This is a genomic window from Fructilactobacillus sp. X2R5C2, assembly GCF_059901375.1.
Genome location: NZ_JBWXUX010000001.1, coordinates 343,146 through 365,548, shown reverse-complemented (window position 1 = coordinate 365,548; position 22,403 = coordinate 343,146). Strand labels below are relative to the sequence as shown.

Annotated in this window: 19 protein-coding genes; 6 read left to right on the top strand and 13 right to left on the bottom strand. The window is 41.7% G+C overall.

Annotated elements, in window-relative coordinates:
• Positions 1–22 precede the first annotated feature (22 nt).
• Entirely contained in the window at positions 23–316 is a 294-nt protein-coding gene (locus AC6UD2_RS01885; protein WP_500697847.1) for a helix-turn-helix domain-containing protein, read from the bottom strand.
• Between the two features lie 126 nt (positions 317–442).
• Between AC6UD2_RS01885 and AC6UD2_RS01880 the strand changes: the two genes are divergently transcribed.
• Positions 443–1,648 (top strand): AIPR family protein, encoded by a 1,206-nt coding sequence (locus tag AC6UD2_RS01880; protein WP_500697846.1) that lies wholly within the window; start codon positions 443–445, stop codon positions 1,646–1,648.
• Between the two features lie 276 nt (positions 1,649–1,924).
• Here AC6UD2_RS01880 and AC6UD2_RS01875 read toward each other — a convergent pair whose 3' ends face one another.
• From AC6UD2_RS01875 to AC6UD2_RS01865, 3 genes are all read right to left on the bottom strand, one after another.
• Positions 1,925–2,452 (bottom strand): DUF308 domain-containing protein, encoded by a 528-nt coding sequence (locus AC6UD2_RS01875; RefSeq protein ID WP_010022300.1) that lies wholly within the window; start codon positions 2,450–2,452, stop codon positions 1,925–1,927.
• 112 nt (positions 2,453–2,564) lie between these two features.
• Positions 2,565–3,206: an NAD(P)H-binding protein gene (locus AC6UD2_RS01870; RefSeq protein ID WP_500697845.1), complete on the bottom strand. Its 642-nt coding sequence runs from the start codon at positions 3,204–3,206 to the stop codon at positions 2,565–2,567.
• An 18-nt stretch (positions 3,207–3,224) separates the two neighbouring features.
• Complete coding sequence (locus AC6UD2_RS01865) at positions 3,225–4,424, bottom strand: MFS transporter (RefSeq protein WP_500697844.1); 1,200 nt, start codon at positions 4,422–4,424, stop codon at positions 3,225–3,227.
• A gap of 237 nt (positions 4,425–4,661) precedes the next feature.
• Between AC6UD2_RS01865 and AC6UD2_RS01860 the strand changes: the two genes are divergently transcribed.
• Positions 4,662–5,897 (top strand): aminopeptidase, encoded by a 1,236-nt coding sequence (locus AC6UD2_RS01860; RefSeq protein WP_500697843.1) that lies wholly within the window; start codon positions 4,662–4,664, stop codon positions 5,895–5,897.
• On the top strand, positions 5,897–6,769 hold the full coding sequence (locus tag AC6UD2_RS01855; RefSeq protein WP_500697842.1) for a glycosyltransferase family 8 protein: 873 nt from the start codon (positions 5,897–5,899) through the stop codon (positions 6,767–6,769). The genes AC6UD2_RS01860 and AC6UD2_RS01855 overlap by 1 nt, the downstream gene beginning before the upstream one ends.
• A 60-nt stretch (positions 6,770–6,829) precedes the next feature.
• Here AC6UD2_RS01855 and AC6UD2_RS01850 read toward each other — a convergent pair whose 3' ends face one another.
• Together AC6UD2_RS01850 and AC6UD2_RS01845 are read right to left on the bottom strand one after the other, a co-directional pair.
• On the bottom strand, positions 6,830–7,750 hold the full coding sequence (locus AC6UD2_RS01850; RefSeq protein ID WP_500697841.1) for a prenyltransferase: 921 nt from the start codon (positions 7,748–7,750) through the stop codon (positions 6,830–6,832).
• A 28-nt stretch (positions 7,751–7,778) separates the two neighbouring features.
• A complete protein-coding gene (locus tag AC6UD2_RS01845) occupies positions 7,779–8,693 on the bottom strand; it encodes a prenyltransferase (RefSeq protein WP_039143406.1) in 915 nt (304 codons plus the stop codon).
• 106 nt (positions 8,694–8,799) lie between these two features.
• Between AC6UD2_RS01845 and AC6UD2_RS01840 the strand changes: the two genes are divergently transcribed.
• A complete protein-coding gene (locus tag AC6UD2_RS01840; protein ID WP_500697840.1) occupies positions 8,800–9,777 on the top strand; it encodes a polyprenyl synthetase family protein in 978 nt (325 codons plus the stop codon).
• Positions 9,778–9,784: 7 nt separating this feature from the next.
• Here the strand turns inward: AC6UD2_RS01840 and cydC are convergent, their stop codons facing one another.
• The 5 genes from cydC to AC6UD2_RS01815 are packed head-to-tail and all read right to left on the bottom strand — an operon-like array spanning position 9,785 to position 16,947.
• Entirely contained in the window at positions 9,785–11,524 is a 1,740-nt protein-coding gene (gene cydC / locus AC6UD2_RS01835) for a thiol reductant ABC exporter subunit CydC (RefSeq protein ID WP_500697839.1), read from the bottom strand.
• Positions 11,517–13,259, bottom strand: a complete 1,743-nt coding sequence (gene cydD / locus AC6UD2_RS01830; RefSeq protein WP_500697838.1) for a thiol reductant ABC exporter subunit CydD — start codon at positions 13,257–13,259, stop codon at positions 11,517–11,519. The genes cydC and cydD overlap by 8 nt, the downstream gene beginning before the upstream one ends.
• 21 nt (positions 13,260–13,280) lie before the next feature.
• A complete protein-coding gene (gene cydB, locus AC6UD2_RS01825) occupies positions 13,281–14,306 on the bottom strand; it encodes a cytochrome d ubiquinol oxidase subunit II (RefSeq protein WP_500697837.1) in 1,026 nt (341 codons plus the stop codon).
• Positions 14,303–15,742: a cytochrome ubiquinol oxidase subunit I gene (locus tag AC6UD2_RS01820; protein WP_500697836.1), complete on the bottom strand. Its 1,440-nt coding sequence runs from the start codon at positions 15,740–15,742 to the stop codon at positions 14,303–14,305. Before AC6UD2_RS01820 ends, cydB begins: the two co-directional genes overlap by 4 nt.
• A 26-nt stretch (positions 15,743–15,768) precedes the next feature.
• Positions 15,769–16,947 (bottom strand): NAD(P)/FAD-dependent oxidoreductase, encoded by a 1,179-nt coding sequence (locus tag AC6UD2_RS01815; RefSeq protein ID WP_500697835.1) that lies wholly within the window; start codon positions 16,945–16,947, stop codon positions 15,769–15,771.
• A gap of 259 nt (positions 16,948–17,206) precedes the next feature.
• On the opposite strand from AC6UD2_RS01815, the gene hdcA reads away from it, so the two are divergent.
• Positions 17,207–18,142: a histidine decarboxylase, pyruvoyl type gene (gene hdcA, locus AC6UD2_RS01810; RefSeq protein WP_500697834.1), complete on the top strand. Its 936-nt coding sequence runs from the start codon at positions 17,207–17,209 to the stop codon at positions 18,140–18,142.
• Between the two features lie 40 nt (positions 18,143–18,182).
• Here the strand turns inward: hdcA and AC6UD2_RS01805 are convergent, their stop codons facing one another.
• Positions 18,183–18,863: an MmcQ protein gene (locus AC6UD2_RS01805; protein WP_500697833.1), complete on the bottom strand. Its 681-nt coding sequence runs from the start codon at positions 18,861–18,863 to the stop codon at positions 18,183–18,185.
• Positions 18,853–19,683 (bottom strand): MerR family transcriptional regulator, encoded by an 831-nt coding sequence (locus AC6UD2_RS01800; RefSeq protein ID WP_500697832.1) that lies wholly within the window; start codon positions 19,681–19,683, stop codon positions 18,853–18,855. The genes AC6UD2_RS01805 and AC6UD2_RS01800 overlap by 11 nt, the downstream gene beginning before the upstream one ends.
• 172 nt (positions 19,684–19,855) lie before the next feature.
• Between AC6UD2_RS01800 and AC6UD2_RS01795 the strand changes: the two genes are divergently transcribed.
• Entirely contained in the window at positions 19,856–22,393 is a 2,538-nt protein-coding gene (locus AC6UD2_RS01795) for an AAA family ATPase (protein WP_500697831.1), read from the top strand.
• The last annotated feature ends 10 nt before the right edge of the window (positions 22,394–22,403 follow it).

Here is a 22,403-nt window from a genome sequence, read left to right as displayed (position 1 = left end):
AAATACGTGAAGCCATTTTTGTTTAATATATTTCTCTTTCGTATGAAGCAACTATTATAGCATCGATTAATTCCCCAAGTGTGCTAAATTCGTCTGTATATAGGTCACTTTCAAATATTTTGATTAAACTAGATATTGTTATGGAATTTTTACCAAGTTCATAATTACTAATTGTTTTGTTAGATAAGTCAACTTTATCAGCAAATTCTTCAATAGATAAATTCTTTTGTTTTCTTAATGATCTTATTTTATTACCAACTTGTGAATCAAATTCGTCAGGGTATTGATATTTATTGTTATAATTTTTAATTGTCATATTAGGTACCATGGTTCCTTCATAACATTTTAATTACCATGTATAGTAGTTTTTGTAATAAGGAACAGGGCCCGTTCTTTATCACAAAATATAAGTCCATTTTAATGGAAAAAGAGGAGTAAAACAATGGAAATTAAAAGCAAAGATACAATAAAGATATTCCCTTATGTTAAAGCTACTAGAGTTACTAGTCCATACCATAATGACGATAGAAACGTATATCACTTGTATGTAAATGTAAATAATATACCTAGTGGTCTTCCAACAGAAGTAAATCCTAGAAAAGTTAACTCAAAAAAGAAGGTCTACAAGAAAATTGTATCTGGATTAACCGATGGAACTGATAATTTTTTTGTTAATAATAGAGGAATTTTAATTTCTGCTAAGAATATAAAACTTGATACATTGAATAAAAGAGTGAACTTGGACATTGGACAAGATAATTCTCATGATAAAAGTTTGTATGGTGTTTTAGATGGAGGCCACACTTATGATGCAATTTTAAATCATAGAGATGAAATAAGTAATGATGATGAGCAATTTGTACACCTAGAAATTATGACAAAAGTAAGAAATATTGATGATCTTGCAGAAGCTAGAAATACAAGTGCTCAGGTTCCTGATAAAGCTATTGCTGAATTAGCTAAGAAATTTCAATTTGTAAAAGAAGCAATAAAAGGTCAACCATATGAGAATGATATTGAATTTAAATCTAATGAAGACGATAAATCTTTGGATTCAATGGATTTATTGAGACTTATGTTTGCTTTTAATATTTTTAAATATCCTAATGGTTCCAACTCACAACCAATTTCAGCATATAGTGGTAAAGCTCAAGTATTAAAAGATTACTTACATCAGTATGATAAAGAAAACAACCCTTATGTGAAAATTGCACCATTGTTACCTAAAATAACCGAACTTTATGATGTAATTGAAAAGGAGATGAATAGTGGTTATAATTTATCTACTCCAAATGGTAAATTTGGTAAAGTTAAGGGAGTTGAGCCCAAAAAGCATTTTGAAACTAAATACTTTAAGAATCCTACTGAGTATCAAATTTCTCAAGGATTGATTTTTCCAATTTTATCTTCGTTTAGAGCATTAATCGATGAAGAAAATGATGAATTAGTTTGGTCTGTGGATCCATTTGAAGTTTGGAAAAAATTAAGAGGAAAACTAGTTGGAAATACAGTTAACATGTCACGAACACTGGGAAATAATCCTCAAAGTGCTGGGAAAAATGCGTCACTTTGGTCGCAAAACTATGATGCTGTTAATACAGCTAAATTAGAAATTATGCTAGGAAAAATGAAACAAAACAATCAGTAAAACTCACATAATGAAATGATTTACTGATTAAAGAGAAACTGTTTACAAGAATGGTTTCTCTTTTTATTATTCATTAGTTCTCAAGTTTTATAAGTGTATTATTAATAAAACTTTACTTCTTATCATTTAATTCTTTTAATAGAAATTAGTTTAAAATTATTTCATACATATTAAATGTTTTTCTTTATTAATTCGTATATGATAATCCCTCTCTCAAAGTGATTAAATAAAAATGCTTTATAATTATTAAATTATAAAGCATTATTTTCAATTTAATTAAAATGCCATTATTAACAATTTGATTCCTTCAATAATGAAGTAGATTCCGATGAATATAATGACAACGGCGTTGGAAAAGTATGGGGTAAACAATAGAATAATTCCAATGATGATCCCAATAATTCCAGCTGTCACAATCAACCAGTAGTAACGTTTGGGTGATTTTTGTTGGGCCTTCGTGGCGGAGTAAATACTCAGCCCAGAATCCACGATAAACCAGATGGCAAAGGCAATTGCGATTAGATAAAAGCCAAATGATTCACTGAATAATAGGAAAAGACCGATGATAATATCGATAATTCCGTTAAAGATTACTAGATAACTTGAAACGTCAAGATTTTTTTGCAACTGACGGTGAAGCACCAAGTGATACAGACCAATGCAGAGTGCGACGACTCCTAGGATGACCGCTAGTGCTTGCAGAGTTGCGAATGGTTTTACAAAGACGAAGATGCCGGCGGCAATAAAGATGATTCCCGCGATTAAAGCCCATCCGTCAAAACTTTTTTCTTTTGCATTAAACATAAAAACGCTCCCTTTATTAAAGCTATTACTGTATTAATTATAACGTAATTGGTAAGAAATAGTTAAAATAAAAAACGGTCAACAATTTGCCGACCGTTTGGATTATATTTTTTTAATAAAATGAAGGCTTTGAAAGATTCTCCGTACCAGGTTCAACTACCCCAATATCTTCACGTTGGTACTTGCTTGGATCTTCGATGATGCTGACAATCAACTTAGCGATTGCCTCCCGAGTAACTTGGGTGCCTTTAAATGGTTCACCAGCGGGGATGACCTTGTAATTCTCGTTGTTCTTGTCATTGTAAAGCCAAGTCATTTTTAGATAAGTGTAGTCGACATCAGAATCAAGTAGTTCCTGATAGGCCTTCTTGGTGTCAGGGTAGCCGCTTCCGATCATGTCATTATTCCATTTCTTGAATGATCCAACTACCGTATCGTCAACGTCCAACAAGCCGGCTACGATTAAGCGTTTGACGCCAGCCTGATCCATCGCCTTAATCACAGAACTCATCGCCTCAGCGTGAGGGACATCTGAAAAGACGATGTCTTGTCCCTTCATAACATCCGTTAATTTACTGGTATCATTAATGTCGCCATCAACGATGGTCTCACGTTCAGGATCATTAGCGGTCAAACGGCTCTTAGCGTTCCGTGCTAACAGCGTCATGTCGACGTCGGTTTCCTTTAATAACTTTGGGATTACGATGCTAGGAATTTGGCCTGCAGCACCTAAAATCAAGACTTTCTTTGCCATATGCATTTCCTCCTGTTTCTATTCATCACTTTTGACGCCCTTAGTGTGACGCATTTCGTAACGAACTACAAATGTTATGAACGCAGAGAACAGTAAAATAATGGCTACGATGGAGTAGGGATAGTGTGGATTGATGTCCATCAAAATTCCTGAAAAGATGGGACCAATGATATTACCAACGCTGGTCAGTGACATGTTAAGACCGTTAATTAATCCTTGGTTGTTTTTGCCAAAACGGGTTAATAACGTCGTGATAGCTGGACGCAATACATCGAACGCACAGAATACGACTAGCGTTGCGATGATGACCTCAATCTTAGTGTGGGCGAACAGAATCCAGACGATGCAGATCGAACTCAATATGAAACAGTCCCGAATCAGACCCAGTTCACCGCGCATTCTCACCAGCCAATCGAAGAAGACCACCTGCAGAACCAATGAGATCATTCCGTTGATGATTAGCACAATGGCGATGTTATCAAGGGTAAAGTGAAAGACCTGGTTGACGTAGATCGTGTAGATACTTTCAAATCCCTGCAGACCAAAGGATGAAATTAAGATCATGGCAAAGAGCGCGACCATGGCACCGTTTAAGATAGATTTGAGTCCCTTCTCGGTAATGTGAACTTCCTCCATCACTGCGTTAGAACTACCAGTTTGTTTGATATGTTTTGGTAATCCCACCACGAAGAAAATGACGGCGATGATCCCGAGGGCGCCCGCGAACCAAAATGGCGTCTTGTAGCCAAACTTGGCGAGGGCTCCTCCGATTCCGGGTCCAATGATTAACCCACCACTGAAGGCCGCCGAGAGGAGTCCAATTACCTTGGCACGTTGTTCAGATGATGAGAGGTCAGCGGCCATTGCCATTGACGTCGGAACGACCATGGCAGCAGAAATTCCACCGATCAGTCGCGAAGCATCGAACAGCAAGAGCGTGTTCGATGCAGCAAACATTACCTCTGATACTGAATACAGTATCAGGCCACCAGCTAAAATTGGTGCACGACCTACTTTGTCAGAAACTCGTCCGACGATTGGTGAACCGATAAACTGGGCTAAAGCATATAATGATGTCATTGTTCCCATTTGAGCGGTTGTTAGGTGATATTCGTTCTTGATAAAGGGCTCAACTGGAATCACCAGACTCATCCCTAGACATATGATAAAGTTCGCAATAATCAGGATGAAAATTGCTCGTTTGGCTGCTTTTGACACGTCGATCCCTCCATTTTCGATAAGTAATATCTTCCATTTTAGCACGGCGTGACGCCCTCTCTCCAATTTTTTTGGCAGGGATTGTGAAGTCAAATAGGAGGAAAGACTGAGTTTACGGCACTAACCTTCTGTAAGTTAAATTTTGATTTCAATGGATTATACTTATTAATTGTAATTAGAAATCAAAATTAATAAAATGGACGCAACAAGAAAAACGAACTAAGAAAGGGTGGTTACATGAAGAAAGAAGAATTAAACGCCAATTTAAAAAAGTATGCTGAATTAATTGTAAAGGTTGGTGTAAATGTGCAACCTGGTCAAACCGTCGTCTTGTACATTTCTGATCGACAACCGGAGTTTGCCCACATGATTGTGAAAGAAGCTTATCAGGCTGGAGCCGCCGACGTAATGGTGAAGTGGGATGACACACTTGTTTCCCAACAATTTCTGGAACACGCTAGTGAAGAGCGACTAGCCAATGTCCCTCAATACTTAGTCGACGAATCCCAATATATTGTAGACAAACACGCTGCTAGAATATCGGTGCTTTCTGAAGATCCCGCAGCCTTTGCTAAGATCAACCCGAAACGAGTCGCCAAAAACTCTGCTGCCATGGGGAAAGCCACTAACGCGGTACGGGTTGCTACCCAGAACAACGATCTGACATGGACGGTTGTTGGTGCCGCTGATACCGCTTGGGCTAAACAAGTTTTCCCTGACTTATCTGACGATGAAGCCGTTGATAAGTTATGGCGAGAAATCTTCAAGACGGCACGAGTTGATAATGATGATCCGATTCAAGCTTGGAAAGAGCACAAGGACCAGTTAGAAAGCAAAGCGGCCTGGTTAAACGAACAACAATTTGACACCCTCCAGTACCATTCACCACGGACTGACATGGAAGTTGGACTTCCTAAGAACCATGTGTGGGTTGGTGCGGGCAGTACTAGTGCTGACGGAATTTCATTCATGCCAAACATGCCAACCGAAGAGGTCTTTACCGCTCCTGACAAGCGTCGGATTAATGGTCATGTCACTTCCACGAAACCGCTGAGCTATGCTGGAACCCTCATTGAAGGCATGGAATTTACCTTTAAAGATGGTCAGGTTGTCAAAGCCACTGCTAAAAAAGGACAAAAAACACTGGATCACTTGCTGCAGACGGATCCCGGGGTTCGATCTCTAGGGGAAGTTTCTTTAGTTCCTGATCCAAGTCCGATTTCTCAGTCTGGGATTATTTTCTACAACACTTTGTATGACGAAAATGCGAGCGACCACATGGCACTTGGTGCGGCCTACCCATTTAGCGTGGTTGGTGGAACCGAAATGAGTCCAGTTGAGCTGGATCAGGCTGGCTTAAATAGCAGTCAGGAACACGTTGACTTCATGATGGGCTCTGATGACATGAACATTGACGGTGTGAAAGCTGATGGAACGGTGATCCCGGTCTTTCGTAATGGAGATTGGGCCTAGTGAAAAAATTAAACGGTGTGGGCGATCCGATTACGATTGCCTCGACCACCGACAACAACATGGCCATTCCACTAGTCATTAATTACACGTCGCTCTTATGTAATAACCCGCATACTGACTTTGAATTTTTTGTCGTAAATGATCATCTGAAGCAGTCCAATAAAAAATTGATGATGAGTCTGCAAAGAATATTTGAAAATTGTCGTTTGGTTAAGTTTCTAGATCCTCATGAAGAGCGTTATCAACAAGCCAATACGGATGCTCCTAACAGTATAATCAAACGAAACACTTACTACCGGATTGATATCCCCGAAGAGGTCAAACGACCTCGAATTCTGTACCTTGACGCTGACATGATCTGTGATGGCGATATCACTGGACTATGGCAGGCTGACCTTGGTGATAAAGTTATTGGCGCCGTTGAAAATGCTGGTTACTTGGATCGGCTGCGTGAGATGGGTGTAAGTGAGAAACCCGGTCGTTACTTTAATGCCGGACTTCTCCTCATCGACACTAAGAAATGGAAGGAACAGGGAATTTCGCAAAGGGCACGAAACCTCGCTAATGATCATCCTGAAATTCTGCGCTTCCAGGATCAAGATGCCCTCAATGCCATCTTTAATGGGGACTGGCAGTCCCTGCCATCTAAGTACAACGTTCAGAGTAATCTGGTGAAAGGGAAGTACCGAAAAAGTGGCACTGAATCAGGACGGAGATCGCAACAAGAAGCACTTGAACGACCCGTTATCATTCACTACACTAATTTTGATAAGCCCTGGTTAATAAGAAACGATCATCTGCATCCCTTACGAAGCTTGTATGATGAATATCAGAATAAGTTGCTGAATCAATTGGCTCATTATGTGAATTAGCATCTTCAATCATAAATACGAAAAAAGCATCCCAGAATTTTTATCTGGGATGCTTTTAATTTATTTAAATAGATAAGTAAGGACGGTTCCTACCATGTATGTCAGGATGTACAGCATCACAATTAACGAAATGTTCATAACGATGACGTTGTAGATCTCCTCTTTGTCCTGGTTGGTGTTGAACACTTTCACTTTCGACCAAACGTACGGATAAATCAGAATGGTTACAAGGGCGAAGTAGGGCACAATTCCAACTACCAGTGACAAGATGGGGATAACCAAGATTGAAAGCCAGTAAACCAAATCAAATACGCGGATCGAATTCTGTTTGCCGATGTAATCAACCAGGGTGTGTCGATTATTCCCAATGTCTTGTTCTAGATCACAGGTGTCGTTAGCCAGCTGAATGATGAAGAATAAAATGAACGGTAACAGGGTAACCAAGAAGGCGTCGAGCACACTCTGCAGGGTGAAGTTCCAGCGTCGGATACTTCCCATGTACATATAAATCAAAGGAACAAAAAACGGAATCAAGGCGGCAACGGCAAGTTCACAGAACGGGGTGGCGTCCAGTGGCTTTGGACCAGCTGAGTAAGCCAAACCTAGGATGAATCCAATCACCCCAATGACCAACGTGGGCCAACCGGTGAAATAACTAAGGATTAGTCCCGCAATTACGATGAAAGTGCCAAATCCAAGGAGCCAGTGTCTGATCATGGACAGACTAAGGTGGTTACTGCCGATGGTACTGGTACTGTGTTTATAGTCCGTTTTGTCGGTCGCGTGTTCGTAGTCTTCTAGATTGTTTTGCATGTTCAAAAAGAGGTGCAGGGCAATCACAATCACGAAGGCAAAGATGGCGTAAAGCCAGTTAAACGAACCATAGTAATAATACGAAAAACTAGCCGCCAGGATGAGCCAGGTGACATCAAGTGGGGTAGTGTAAATCTCGGTCAGTTCATAAAAATATTTCCAGGTCATGATACAGCCTCCTCTTGCTGATTATTTATTAAAGAAAGAATTTGATTAAAGTTCCAATCATATAGGTAACGATATAGATTCCCATTAACATCGTCACGCCACCTACAATATCATGGTAAACTTCTTTTTTACTCTGGTTGGTTAGAAAAACTTTAATCTTCTTCCATGCAAGTGGGTAAGCTAAAATAGTCAGATTAGAAAGTAGTGGGACGTATCCAAAGTAGGATAAAATTGGTATGATTAAGATTGTCAGCCAGAAAACGATTGTAAATAATTTAATTGCGTCTGATTTTCCGATGTAATACACCAGGGTGTAACGGTGGTTACCAATGTCTTGGTGAAGGTCACAGGTATTGTTAGCTAACTGAGTAATGTAAGCCAGTACGAACAGGAACATGGTACCCAAGAAGACGTCCCAGACACTGCCCCACGTGAAGGGATGACGATTGATGCTTCCCAAGTAGACGTAGACCAGTGGATCAAAGAACATGATGAGCATGCCCGTTGCGAGCTCACAAAATGGAGTGGAATCCAGTGGTCTGGGACCAGCAGAATAGGCAACCCCAAGGCCAAAACCGATCACCCCAATCACTAACGTGGGCCAGCCGGTGAAGTAGGCCAAGATTAAACCTAAAATGGCGATGATAACGCCCATTCCAATTACCCAGTTTCGGATCATTTTGAGGCTTAAGTGATGCATCCCGATGATGCTGGTACTATGCTTGTAATCAGTAACATCAGTGGCGTGCTCATAGTCCTCTAAGTTGTTATGTATGTTTAAAAAGAGATGCATGCCAAACACGATGAAGAAGGCCCACGTGGCGTAAAGCCAGTTAAAGGAGCCATAAAAGTAGTACGAAAAGCTGGCACAGAACAGTAGGAGTAAGACATCTACTGGAGTAGTGTACATTTCGGTTAATTGATAAAAGTATTTCCAAGTCATTGCGTTACCTCCAAAAATTGTTGTTAATGTTATTATTATTAAGGATAATGTTATTATTATAGTACCATGAAAGTATTGTAAAGTTACCATAAAAAAGGGAAAAGATATGAAAACTACCATTTGGAATAAATTTCCAGACCTTGAAAAAGAACTGGAACAGGTTCAATCGATCATAACTGATGAAATTCAGGTTCCCGAAGCTAATTTTGAACAGGGAATCGAACAATTAGTGACCGGAAACGGGAAAATGTTGCGGGCGGCACTCGTTTTGATTTCAGGTCACTTTGGGAAAGTGACCGTTGATCGTCAGAAATTATTGAAAGCTGCAGCCTCCATTGAGGTCATTCATTTGGCCTCTCTGGTCCACGATGATGTGATCGATCAATCGGACCTAAGACGGGGAGAAAGCACGTTAAACTCCCAATTTGGGCAGCGAGAAGCCATTTACCTAGGTGATTACCTGTTTACCAAGTACTTTGAGATGCTCTTGGACTACGCACCTAGTTTTGATAATTTACGCTATAACGTTGAGAGTATGAAGGACGTTCTGTTTGGCGAACTCGCTCAGGACGTCAGTAAATTTGATCTGGATCGTAGTGAGCAGGACTACTTTAATTCCATTCAAGGTAAGACTGCGGAACTCTTCAAGGTAGCCATGGGTGAGGGGGCCATTCTCTCTCAAGCGGACCAATCGACCATTCAAGTGGCTGAAAAGATTGGCTTAAACTTTGGGATGGCGTTTCAGATTAGAGACGATCTCCTAGACTTTGAGCCTGCCGTTGAGACCGAGAAGCCCACTCTTCACGATGCAAGTGAGGGTGTCTACACTTTACCAGTAATCGAGGCTTTAAAGACCGCAGATGCGCCCCAATTAAAAAAGATCCTAAAAAAAGACCAGCTTGATAAAGCTGATCTTAAACAAATTGTTGAAATTGTAAGTGACAGTGGCGGAATGAAAGTGGCTCGTCAGATTTACGACCAGTATCTTGATGATGCTTTTCATCTCATTGCGAAGTTGCCGCAGTCCGAAAGTACTGCCATTCTTAAAACTATCATTTCTGAATTGTTTCAGTCATCCAAATAATCGAATTTTACTCTCCAACGTCCATTGCGTATAACTTACGGTAACGGGCGTTATTTTTATACAATTCTTTTGGATTTCCTTCCATCTTGATCACGCCATTTTCCAGGAAGATGACCTCGTTCATTTCGTCCAATCCCTGAAGATGATGGGTAACCCAGATGACGGTCTTGTCCTTTAGAACACGACTAATCGTCTTAATCAGGTTGTTCTCGGTGATGGGATCCAGTCCCACGGTTGGTTCGTCTAGCAGAACAATTGGATTATTCTGCAGCAAGATGCGGGCTAACGCAATTCGTTGCCGTTGACCACCCGAGAATCGGATTCCGTTTTCCTTTACGTTGGTGTCGTATCCTTCAGGCAGTGATTCAATGTAATCCGAGAGTCCCACGGCCTTAATGGCTTTTTTGACGTCTTCATCCGTCGCGGTTTCGTTTCCAATCCGGACGTTGTTTAGGACGCTGGTATCGAACAGAAACGGACTCTGATCCAGGACACTGAACCACTTGTAACTGTTAGAGCCTAATTTGTAGGCATCGACGTTGTTAATGAGCACGTGTCCACTGGTTGGAACAAGCGCACCGGTTAGTAGTTGTAGTAGGGTAGTTTTACCAACTCCACTGGGTCCGATGATCGCCAGTTTATGGTGCTTATCAATCTTAAAGGAGACGTCCCTGATGATGTCGTTCTTGTCGTCCTGATAATGAAAAGTTACGTGATCGAGCTTGATGGACTGAAATTCAGCTGGTGTTGGCAACTTTTCGTCAGTAACGTACGGATGTTTTTCTTCATCAGAAAGTTGATTTAAATGAACGACCGAATCACTATACATGGGCCATTCTTCGAGGGCCTGTGAGACGGGCACGAAGGCGTCCATCAAGGGAAAGATTCCCATGACGAAGGCAGCCGCGTAGTTGACAAGTTCTTGAGAGCCCTTGAAGTACAGGTTCGACCACAAGAGGGTTCCAATAATGATGATCGCAAAGACAACCTTAATTAAGAATTCACGGTTCCACTCAAAGAGGTGAGTTTTGTCGTTTGATTTAGCGATTTTGGGATCGTTTTTGCGGACGTGGCTGATAAAGCCTTTTTCTCTTCCAGAAATCATCCAGTCGGCAATTCCTAGGGTAGAATCGGTCAAGTTCTCGTAGGACTGATGCAAAAGGGACTTTTGGTACTCCTTGGAAGCGCCCCGCATTGCGACCGAAGCGAGGGGAACGAAAAACAGGACGATGGCGAACGCTACGAACATAAAGATGGCGTATGGCCAACTGATGATTCCGAGGGCCACAATGATAACGATTCCAGTGATGTAGGCCACGATGGTGGGAAAAATAGTCCGAAGATACAGGTTTTCTAGATGATCGATGTCATCAGCTAGGACACCTAACAGGTCACCGGTTTGAAACTTTTCACTTAAAAAGAGGGCCGATGATTCAAGGGTAGTATAGAGGCGTTTTCTTAAAGCTGACGTCACCTTTAGCACCCAGTTATGACTGTTAATTCGTTCGAGGTACTTGAAGACTGGTCGTCCAATTCCGAAGGCCCGCGTCAAGATGACTGGCACGTAGACGATCAGGATGTTGTACGGATGGGTTGCCGAACGGCTAATTAGATAGCCGGCAACGAACATTAGTCCGATTCCACATCCAAACGTGAGAACACCTAGAAAGAAGACCCAGAACAACAAGACCTTGTACTTAGTTAGATACGGTTTAATCCACGTATCGTGTTTAAGAAGTTTACGCATTGTCATCACCTCGAATCTCACTAATTAATCGTTTATAGGCTCCGTTTTGTTTGGTCAGTTTGGACTGAGTCCCTTGTTCAACGATTTTTCCGTCTTCCATGACCAAGATGTAGTCCATTTCGTTCATCCAGTGCAATCGATGAGTGGCAAAGATAACGAGATGGTCCTTAAAAATGGGAACCATGGTTTGTTTCAATTGATACTCGGTTTCAATGTCCAAATGGGCGGTCGGTTCATCGAGTAGGAGAATCGTTCGTTGGGTATCAAGTAGTGTGCGGGCCAGAGCAATCCGTTGGGCCTGACCACCACTGATACCACGACCACCTTCCCCGATCTTGGTAGCTGCTTTGTCGGGAAGACTATTTACAAAGCGCTCTAACCCTGCTTTTTCAATGGCTGCGTTAATGGCATCCATATCAGCGTTGGGCTTGTAGAAAGCAATGTTTTGTGCAATTGTTCCGGCAAAGATGTAGGGATCCTGGGGAATGTAACTAATGTGTTTTTGCCACTCGGGTTGGGCCAAACTGTCAATTTTTTGACCGTTGACTTCAAATGGGAGATGGCCGTTCTCGTTAGTCGGCGAGAGCCAACCGCCAAGTAAGTTAAGCAAGGTCGACTTTCCTGATCCTGAGCGACCGACAATTCCAACGTTGACGAATCCCTTTAAATTAAAGTTGGCGTCGGAGATGTTGTCCTCTTTTTGGTCGTAACTAAAGTTTAAGTCATTGACCTTAAGGGTACTGTCAGCGGTCCAGTTCTTAAAGCCGTGAAGCTTGATTTGACTAGTCGGACTGGGCAAATCAAGAATGTGGTGAATGTCGATCATGGCATTTTTACCGTCTAGGGTCGCGTGATAGTCATTTCCGTAGTCCCGAACGGGTAAGAAGTAGTCCGGACATAGGATCAAGATGATCAGAGCGGGCAACAAGGTCACCGTTCCGTTAATCAATTTAACTCCTAGTAAGACGGCGACAATGGCAATTGACATCGTCGTGAAGAAATCGAGGGCAAACGTAGACAGTAATGCCACTTTCAGCACACTCATCGTGCTTTTACGGTAGTTTTCACTGACCCGGTAAATGTTATCACCGTATCTCTTACTGAGTCCAAAGAGTTTTAGCGTCTTTAGTCCCCTCATACTGTCGATAAAATTATTCGACATTTCTTTAAAGCCGGAGTATTGGCGGTCTGATTTGGCTTGAGCTGCTAGGCCCAAGATGACCATGAACAGGATGATAACTGGGAAGACCAGCAGCATGACGACCGCAGATAACCAGTTCACGAAGAAACTGTAAAGCAGGATGATCCACGGAATAACGGCCAGGTTGATGGTTTTTTGCAAGATTAAATTAAGGTAGTTTTCTACCTTGTCAATGCCTTCAAGGGCAAGCGTGACCATGTGACCAGAGCCAATGTTTGAGACCATGGCTGGTCCTAGTTCAAATTCCTTTTGCAGAAGTTGTTCCTTTAGCTGACTGCTTGCCTGACTAGCAAATTTATCGGTGATTTGATTTTCAATTCTTGTGATCAGATATCTTAATGCGAAAGCAACAAAAAAAGATAGCACGGGTATGGTTAACGCTGCTATCTTTTTTTGTTCCCAAGTAAGTACCATCGCCTGTGAAAGAAACACAGCTTCAAGAATGATAGCGATTGATTGAACGACCGCTAGAACACTTAGCTTGGCAATTAATTTTTTGACCCCAGGAATTGATAGAAGTTGTTTATCAAACATGTTTTATCAATCCTTATTTTTTTAGTATCCAGAATTAGTGTCTTCCATATCCTTAAGTGAGATACGGTGAAATTGTGAAATGTAACTCCAGGTGAAGTAAATCGCAATGATTGGTAGGAGGATACATGCCACAATGGTCATAACCACTAGGGTATATGGTGAAGAAGAAGCATTCACGATGGAAATCGTGTGAGCTGGATTTTCTGCATTTAGTAGATTAGGGAATAAACCAACGAAGATCAGGATTACTAGTAGAGCAATGGTGCTGGTACTAGCAAGGTATGCCTGTACTTCGTGACCAGTTGCACTGGTAATCTGACCCCAAATTGTTGTAGCAACGATTAATGCTAATATTACTACAGTTGAGATCAAATGTGTCTCAAAGAAGTTGGTTTGGAAATATAATGCGATCACAACTAGGATTTCCACTGGATATGCCAACCAGTATAGGTTGGAAGCCATGGCTGAGGCGTGATATCTGATCAAACCAGCCGTATGCAAGGCAATGTAGTGAAGACCCTGGTATAGACACAGAGCGGTTAACGTGATTCCACCAAGAATTGATAGTGGATTAATCACGTTTAGGAGGGAAACGTAAATGTTACCCTGACCGTCCATTGGTAACCGTTGAATCATGTCGGTGAAGAGCATTCCGAACAAGAAGGGAATGAACACACTTCCGAAGAAGTTCGCCCACATCCAACGATTTCGTCCTTTTCTAGTCTCTGCGTTTTCGGAGAATTCAAATGAAACTCCACGAAAAATCAGAGCGACCAAGATGAAGAACAATAGGAGATAAAACCCTGAGAACAATGAGGCATACCACATTGGCATGGCAGCGAACATTGAACCACCAGCGGCAACTAAGAAGACTTCGTTTCCACTCCAGTGAGGACCGATCGTTCGAAGGACAAGTGCCGCTTCGTCGTAATTAGTGGCTAGAAAACGAGTTGACATCCCGGCCCCAAAGTCGGCTCCATCAAGAATTAGGAACAGTGCGAACAATAATCCAATCAAGAAATACCATAAAAGTTGTAATAAACTCATTTCTCAAAGGCCTCCTTTGAAAATGGATCTTCAGTGTCATAACTTTCGTGGTCACCGACACCTTCAGGACCCTTGTAAAGTGCTTTTTGTGCGTACATAAACATGAAGACACCCAAGGTGGCAAATAAGAAGAAGTAAATAATGATGGTAAAGAGGACGGACGCAGCCGTCGTACTTGGTGAGACCGCCTTGGCAATTGGAAGTAATCCGTAGACAACCCATGGATCACGACCTCTTTCAGTAACTAACCAACCACAGGTGTTGATGATGAACGGTCCAAATGTCGCTACCGTCAGTAGTAGTGTAAGCCACCACTGCTTGCCAATCGTGTTCTTCTTTTTCCTTGAGAACCAAAGACCACAGATGGCAAGGAAAGCTAAGACAACGGCACCAAATGCCATGATTCTAAATGAATAGAAGAGGGTATTTACTGGTGGATAGTAGTTCATATCTTTTCCGAATTTCTTATTCCACTTCTTGTGGAGTTTAGCGTTGGTTTCGTTCATTCCAGTTACTGATCCACTTAGCTTATGATAGGTTAAGATGTCCATTACATATGGAATCTCAATCTTGAAGTCAGCCTTGTGTTCATTGGTATGAGCGATTTCAACAGCCGTCCATGCGGCAGGACTCTTGACGTTTTGGAATTCACCTTCAGCTGCGGCAAACTTCATTGGTTGTTGATGGCTTAAGTAAAGCATCTGTTGGTCTCCAGTTAGGAAACTACCGCAGACCGCAATTAATCCAACTGTCAAACCAATTCGCATTGATTTTCTGAAGAATTCTGGCCATTTCTTTCTGAAGATCATCCAAGCAGAAGCACCAGCAACGATAAATCCACCGGTAACTAAGGCTCCAAAAATAACATGGGGGAATTCGTACCAGAGTTGTTTATTTGTGAGAATGGCTGCAAAACTAGTCATTAAAGCGTGACCAGTCTTGGGGTCAATTCGGTAACCAACTGGATGCTGCATGAAACTGTTGGCAGCTAAAATCCAGAGGGCTGAAATGGCAGATCCGAAGAAGACCAACCAGATCATCAGAGCGTGCCAACCGGGTTTTAATTTGTCCCAGGTAAACATCCAAACTCCGATAAACGTTGATTCCAAGAAGAAGGCTAACAAGGCTTCGATGGCCAGTGGCGCACCGAAAATGTCACCCATGAATCTTGAATAATCAGACCAGTTCATCCCGAACTGGAATTCTTGAATTAAACCAGTTACAACACCAACTGCGAAACTGAGTAAGAAAATCTTACTCCAAAATCTAGTCATGGTTTTGTAGATTGGTTTTTTGGTAACCGCGTAGAAGGTTTCCATAATTGCTACAATCAGTGCCAGTCCAATTGACATGGGCACGAAGAAGAAATGGAAAATCGTGGTTTCAGCGAACTGAATCCGCGCTAGCGGCAAAACACTTAAACCTAAATTAAGCATCGTGAGTAATTCCTCCTTAAATCAGTTTAACTTTCTAACATGGTCCGGATGTTTCCAAGTTCCAATCCATTCTTCTTGAAAATCATGTTTTTAAAGATTGGAACGATGCATCCCTTTAATTTAAATGTCATACCGAACATGTAGATTTCGGCAATTCCACTATAAGGTCCAAGGGAACAAACCGTTCCCATTGACTTGTAGTCGAATTTAACGGCAGACTTGCCGTTTAATTTGTTGAGAAAATCGTTAACTGCCACGTCGGCCTCGTAGATCGAGATCTGACCAGTAGTTGGGAACATTCGTCCCGTTTTGTCGTCCTTAACAGCTGAGACATCACCAATTAGGTATTGGTTAGGGAAGTCATTAAGACTCATGTCGGTGTTAACGGCAACTCGGTTTCTGTGTTCGTCTGGATACTGTGAAGCGGGAATAACGTCGGATCCCTTGACCCCAGCGGTCCAGAATACTAAGTGTGATGGAATGAATTTATCATCCTTGCCGTAGTAAGCACCATCGGCAGTGATCTTTGACACCGTGTCACCCATCACAAACTTAACACCCTTCTTTTCAAGGAAGTGTTGAGCATAGTCGCCTAACTTCTTGTTGAACATTGGTAGAAAACCAGGGGCGATACAGGTAATCTTGAAGTCTTCCTTCTTAAAACCGTATTTCTTCGCCCACTTGGGAACCATGTGAACCAGGTCACCCAAGAGTTCAATTCCGGTAAAACCACCACCAACAACGACGATATTTAAGAGTTTTGGATCTTTAAATTCATCGTATTCGTCTAAAGTGGTTTGAATCTTTTGGTAATCGGCAGTTGAGTTGTCAATGTCACTGATTTGAAGACCAAACTCGTCAGCACCTGGCGTGCCAAACGTTTCTGGTTCAAAACCTAACGCATTGAACAAGTAGTCGTAACTTAAATCACCATTTTTTTTGGTTGAAACTGTGTTATCTTTACCATTAACTTTAACAACGTCGTCTTCTATGAAATGAACCTTAGGACTGATCATGTCTGCAATTCTAAACATAAGTCGTTCTGGTGCTTCATCTCCTGATGCGACCTTATAAAGGCCAGTAGAGTCATAATGATAAGCATTTTTGTTAACTAAGGTAATGTCTAAATCGGCCTTACTCTTAGCCAAAAGCTTACAAGCCCTTAATCCAGCGAATCCACCGCCTAGTATTAAGACTTTTTTCATTATCAGGATCTCCTTTCATACATCTATTATTGTGTAAATCTTAACATTATTTTAACCCTAATGCTGACATTGTGTCACTCTTTTTATAAATAAATTTTAATAAAATATTTTATTAAAAATAAAAGAGGTGGTCAAAGCCTTTTCAGCACTGTCATTTGGGCCTCAATAGGTGTTGATGCTTGAAAGTGATTTTGAGTTAGGCGATTATGAATGTAGGTAATAAGCAACGTAATTTTTTTCCAAATCTAGGGAGTAAAACATGGCTAAAATTGACAAAATTTTAAATCAAGAGGGAATTGATCGAATTGCGATTAATCCCTATCAAAAATATTCGCGGGGATACATGGAGCCTGGCAACCTTGGCGGTGGTTACGTCACGGGACTAAAGGTTGATGCTGGAACGCGTGAAAAAACGGACGATAGTATGCTGGACGGTATTGTCTCCTATGATCGAGCCGAATGTAAGAATGCTTACATCGGTCAAATCAACATGATGACGGCTTCTAGCTTTACCGGAGTTCAGGGGCACATTTTGGGATATGATTTACTGAGAAATCCTGCCGTTGATAAGGCACAACCACTCTTTTATGAAACTCAGTGGGATGGTTCCAAGCTTCCCATCTATGACGGAAAGCCGCTGCAAGATTCACTGGTAGAGTTTTTCGGGACGGCAGATAATCGGCGTCATTATCCCGCACCCGGCAGTTTCATTGTTTGTGCGAACAAGGGAGTCACAGCCAAACGACCACTTGAGGATCGTCCATTAAATCCGGGTGAGGCCTATGGAGTTTGGTCGGCCATTGCGATTTCAATTGCGAAGGATCCTGTTCATAACTCTTCCATGTTTATCGAAGACGCGGGGACCTGGAATACCCCAAATGAGGACGACTTAAACGAGTTTCTTTATCATCGACGGGAAGCCATCGCCCGTTCCATTGCCCAGTGTGGACAGGACGCTAGCACTTCGTTTGCTAGTTCATGGATCGGTTTTGCTCACGTCATGATGAAGCCAGGTGAGATTGGGAATGCCATTACCGTGGGACCGTACTTTTCCATGCCAGTTGACGCGGTGCCGGGCGGCTCCATTTTGACCCCAGATGTCGACATGAACATCATGGAGGACTTGAGTCTGCCAGAATGGTTAGAGAAAATGGGATATCAATCGATCGTGGAAAACCAAGACATTCAATATTAATTACGAATGAAAAAGCCAGTCAATTTTTATTGACTGGCTTTTATTCTTTTTCAGGGTTAAGCATCTTACTCAAGGGTTTTGGAACGTGACGGGGACCTCTGACGGCCTTTACTCCGGCGCGTTTTAATTGCTCTAGGTTAAATTCAGTCGGTTTGTACCTCGTAAGTAAATGTAAGCGCATGACGTAATGCATGGTAATGTTTTGGTCATGATAGTAATGCGGAAGGTTGACCGCTACCGCCACACATTTGTATTTGATGGCGGAAACGGGAGATGTAACGTAGATGTAGACTGTATCGCCCACTTGGATGTGGGTGGTTTGTTTCCAAATGATGGTCGCATGTTTGGCAAAGTCACGTTCAAGATCAAAGAACTTGGGGTTGGCTGGCACGATCCATTCCTGTCCGGTTGTCACCGGATCGTAGTTAAAGCAGTGGGTCGCAATGTTTTTTAGAATCGCAACGTAGGCCTTCTTAATATTAGTAGCGAAGCCGCCCTGAGGATCAACCGCCCGGAAGTTGGTGTATTCCGCATGATAATCATCATCCATTACTTTGCCAGCGACTTGGCCGTTCCGATCAACGGTGATGGAAACCGAAAAATTGGTTTGAGGGATGATGGTTGTGTATTCCAAGTGGTCGTTGACCGATTTAAAGCCGAAATTTCGTAGTTTCGTAAAATTTGGTTTTAAGTTCTTAAAAAGTTGTCGTTCAATCTCCATATTGTCCTCCTTGGGGATTAAGTAGGGCGTATTCAAGCCAACCATATTCGGATGCCCCTGTTTTGATCAGATTATTGTCAGAATTGATTTGCCATAAGTACGCTTGGGTTTTTAAATGATTTGTTTCACAGAATGACTTTAACATCTTCAAACCACGCGTGATTCCAAGGAGATCATTTTTAACTAAAATACATACGTAATTACCGGCATCCTTTTTGATCATTGGGATGAAAAGCTTCTGTTGGTGGCTGACAGTTTCTTTGATAACTCTGAAAGAAGCATTTGGATATCCATTGGGATTATTAACTGGTAAATTCGTTAGAAATCCTGATTTCCCAGTATCAATCACGGACAGTGAATTCAATTGTTTATAAAACTCAGAAAAAAGTTGAGCCACTTCTTCTTCGGTACAGGTGGCCGATTCTTTTGAACACCAGAAAGTAGTTTGAACCCGTCTCTTAATGGCGGGCTGATATAAAACGGGCGGATCGGTAACGGTTTGCTGCTCAATTTTTTGGTTAATTACTTTTTGAATCTGGAGCAATTTATTAATTTTAGCGTCAATCCGAGTTTGAGCGCTAAAGAGTTGATCCCTTGAAGACTGATTTGATTTCTCCTGGATGACCTTAATTTCACTTAAAGATATATCAAGTTTTCGGAGTCCCAGAATCAGCAGGAGGTCATATAGTTGCTGGTAATCGTAGTAACGATATCCAGCTTTCGTGCGATGGGCTGGTTTGAAAACGTCTTGTTGATCGTAGAAAATTAAGGTGCGACGGGTTGTGTTGGCTAGATCAGCCATCTTGCTTATTTTTAACATTAGAATTCCTCCCATTGATGAGCGATGTGTTCTTAATGTCATCATACAATTAATTATCAAGTAAAAAAATGTTTGATTAATTATGATGCAGAAACATCGCCGTTTAATTTATCATTGACTGTAACGTTTCGTTACAGTTTAGAATAACGACAGAGGATCGGAGGTAATTATAATGAAAACAAATAATGAGCAAGTTAATCACATTGAGGTTCGTGGTGGTAATGTACATAATTTAAAGAATATTGACGTTGATATTCCGTTAAACCAATTCGTGGTCATTTCAGGCCCTTCAGGATCAGGGAAAAGTTCTCTTGCAATGGGGATTCTGTACGCCGAAGGATCACGACGCTACTTAGAAGCATTGTCGACCTATACCAGACGGAGGATTAGTCAAAGTAAAAGATCGAACGTACGGGAAGTGCGGCACATTCCATCTGCCATTGCCCTACGTCAACGACCAAACGTACCCTCAGAAAGGTCAACTGTAGGCTCAATGAGTGAGATTTTTAACGTTGTAAGGTTGATTTTTTCCCGTTTAGGATCAACTGTGTGTCCTAACGGTCATCGCGTTCAACCCAGTCTTAAAATCGCACAATCCATGGATTTGCCGGGTGGACCTGACAGCAAGATGGGAATGATTACTTGTCCAACCTGCGGAGTGCAATTCATGGCAAAGTCAGCTGAGGATTTTGCGTTTAATGCTGGCGGTGCATGTAAGAGGTGTCACGGAACTGGACAAGTACGAGAACTGGATGAGACCAAGCTAATTGGGGATGAAAATCTCAGTCTAAAAGACGGGGCGGTTGCATCTTGGCATCTTCCTGGTAGGAATTTCATGCCAACGGTGGCAGCTAGTTTGGGCGTTCGGACCGATGTTCCCTACAAAGATTTAACTGATCACGAAAAAGACATTGTTTTGCATGGGAAGAAAAAACAATATCCAGTTGATTTTAGAACTTCAACAGGACGAGTCTTTCATACTGACAATACCCTTTATGAGAATGCGTATGAAGCTGTTTATGATTCATTAAAAAAATCCAAAAGTGATCGAGCAATGAATAAAATCAACGAATTTTTTCATTTTTCGGTTTGCCCAGTCTGTCATGGGACTCGTTTGGATCCTAGTTTGTTGACGCAAATTGTCGGCGATTTAAACATTGCTCAGGTGTCAGATCTTTCACTTGGAAAATTATCTGATTGGGAGAAGCAAACGAAACAGGAGTTACCTGATGAGATGCAGAACATGGCGAATGTCTTGTTTAAGAATTTAGCTGATACCTTACAACCATTGTTAGAACTAGGTCTCGATTACTTAACCCTAGCTCGAAACGGGAATAGCTTATCAACTGGTGAATTACAGCGTATTCAGTTAGCGAAGACCCTCAGGACCGAAACAACGGGGGTGTTGTATGTCTTGGATGAACCGTCCATTGGACTACATCCAGCTAACATCAAGGGCTTAATTAACGTGTTTAAAAAATTGATTAAACAAGGCAATTCATTAGTGGTGGTTGACCACGAAGTTGATATTATTGAAGCAGCTGACTGGGTCATTGAAGTGGGACCTGGATCTGGTGACGCTGGAGGAAGAATCATTACCGAAGGGACGCCACACGACCTGATTGATGATCCTAAATCATTGATTGGTCCCTTTATGGCGGGTAAAGCTGACATAATGCATGAGAAGGTGCCAACCATGAAATCTTCTGATGAACTTACCACTCATTTGAAAGTTGGAAGATATTTTAACCTTCACGATGTTGATGTCACGATTCCAGGAAATGAAATTACGGCAGTTACTGGGTTCTCAGGTGCTGGGAAGACAAGTTTGATTTTAGACAGTCTCGTACCAGCAATTAGTGCTCATAATCATCACCAAGAATTACCTCGTCAGATTGAAGAATTAGACACTAATTTGACAAATGTAGTTAGTGTGGACGCCAAACCAGTTGGGAAAAATTCTCGGTCTAGTTTAGCTACCTATACTTCGATTATGGATAATTTAAGACGAATGTTTGCGCACCTACCGGAATCCAAGAAGCGGGGATATGGGATGGCGTACTTCTCTTACAATAATAAGCAGGGAACCTGCGAACACTGTGGTGGAGTGGGAATGATTTCACTCGACATTCAATATTTACCTGAGATGGAAGAAGTTTGTCCCTACTGTCATGGTTCCCGCTATAACCAAGCGATTCAACAGATTCATTGGCATGGCTACAGTATTGTGGACATCTTAAACATGTCAGTGAAAGAAGCCCTAGAGGTGTTTAAGGGAGTTCCTAAGATTGAAAAACAGTTGCGACTACTTGATGAGATCGGTTTGAACTATCTGAAGTTAGGGGAAAGTACCCCCAGCTTATCTGGTGGGGAAGCTCAGCGTTTAAAGTTAGTTAATCATCTCAATAAATCGCAAGACAAGACCCTGTTTGTCTTTGATGAACCATCCGTTGGGTTACATCCCCAAGATATTCAAACACTGCTGGGTGTTATTAATAAATTAAAGAAGAGTGGGGCCACCATAATTATTATTACCCATGATTTGGATCTGATGACAAATGCGGACTATTTGATTGATTTGGGGCCAAAGGGTGGTACAAATGGTGGTCAATTGATGGCTAGTGGAGCACCTAAAAAGCTAATTCAAAATCCAGTTAGTTCCACGCTTAAGTACTTGCAAAATCACTTTGTGAAATTTGGGTTAGCTTAGTTGATAGGAG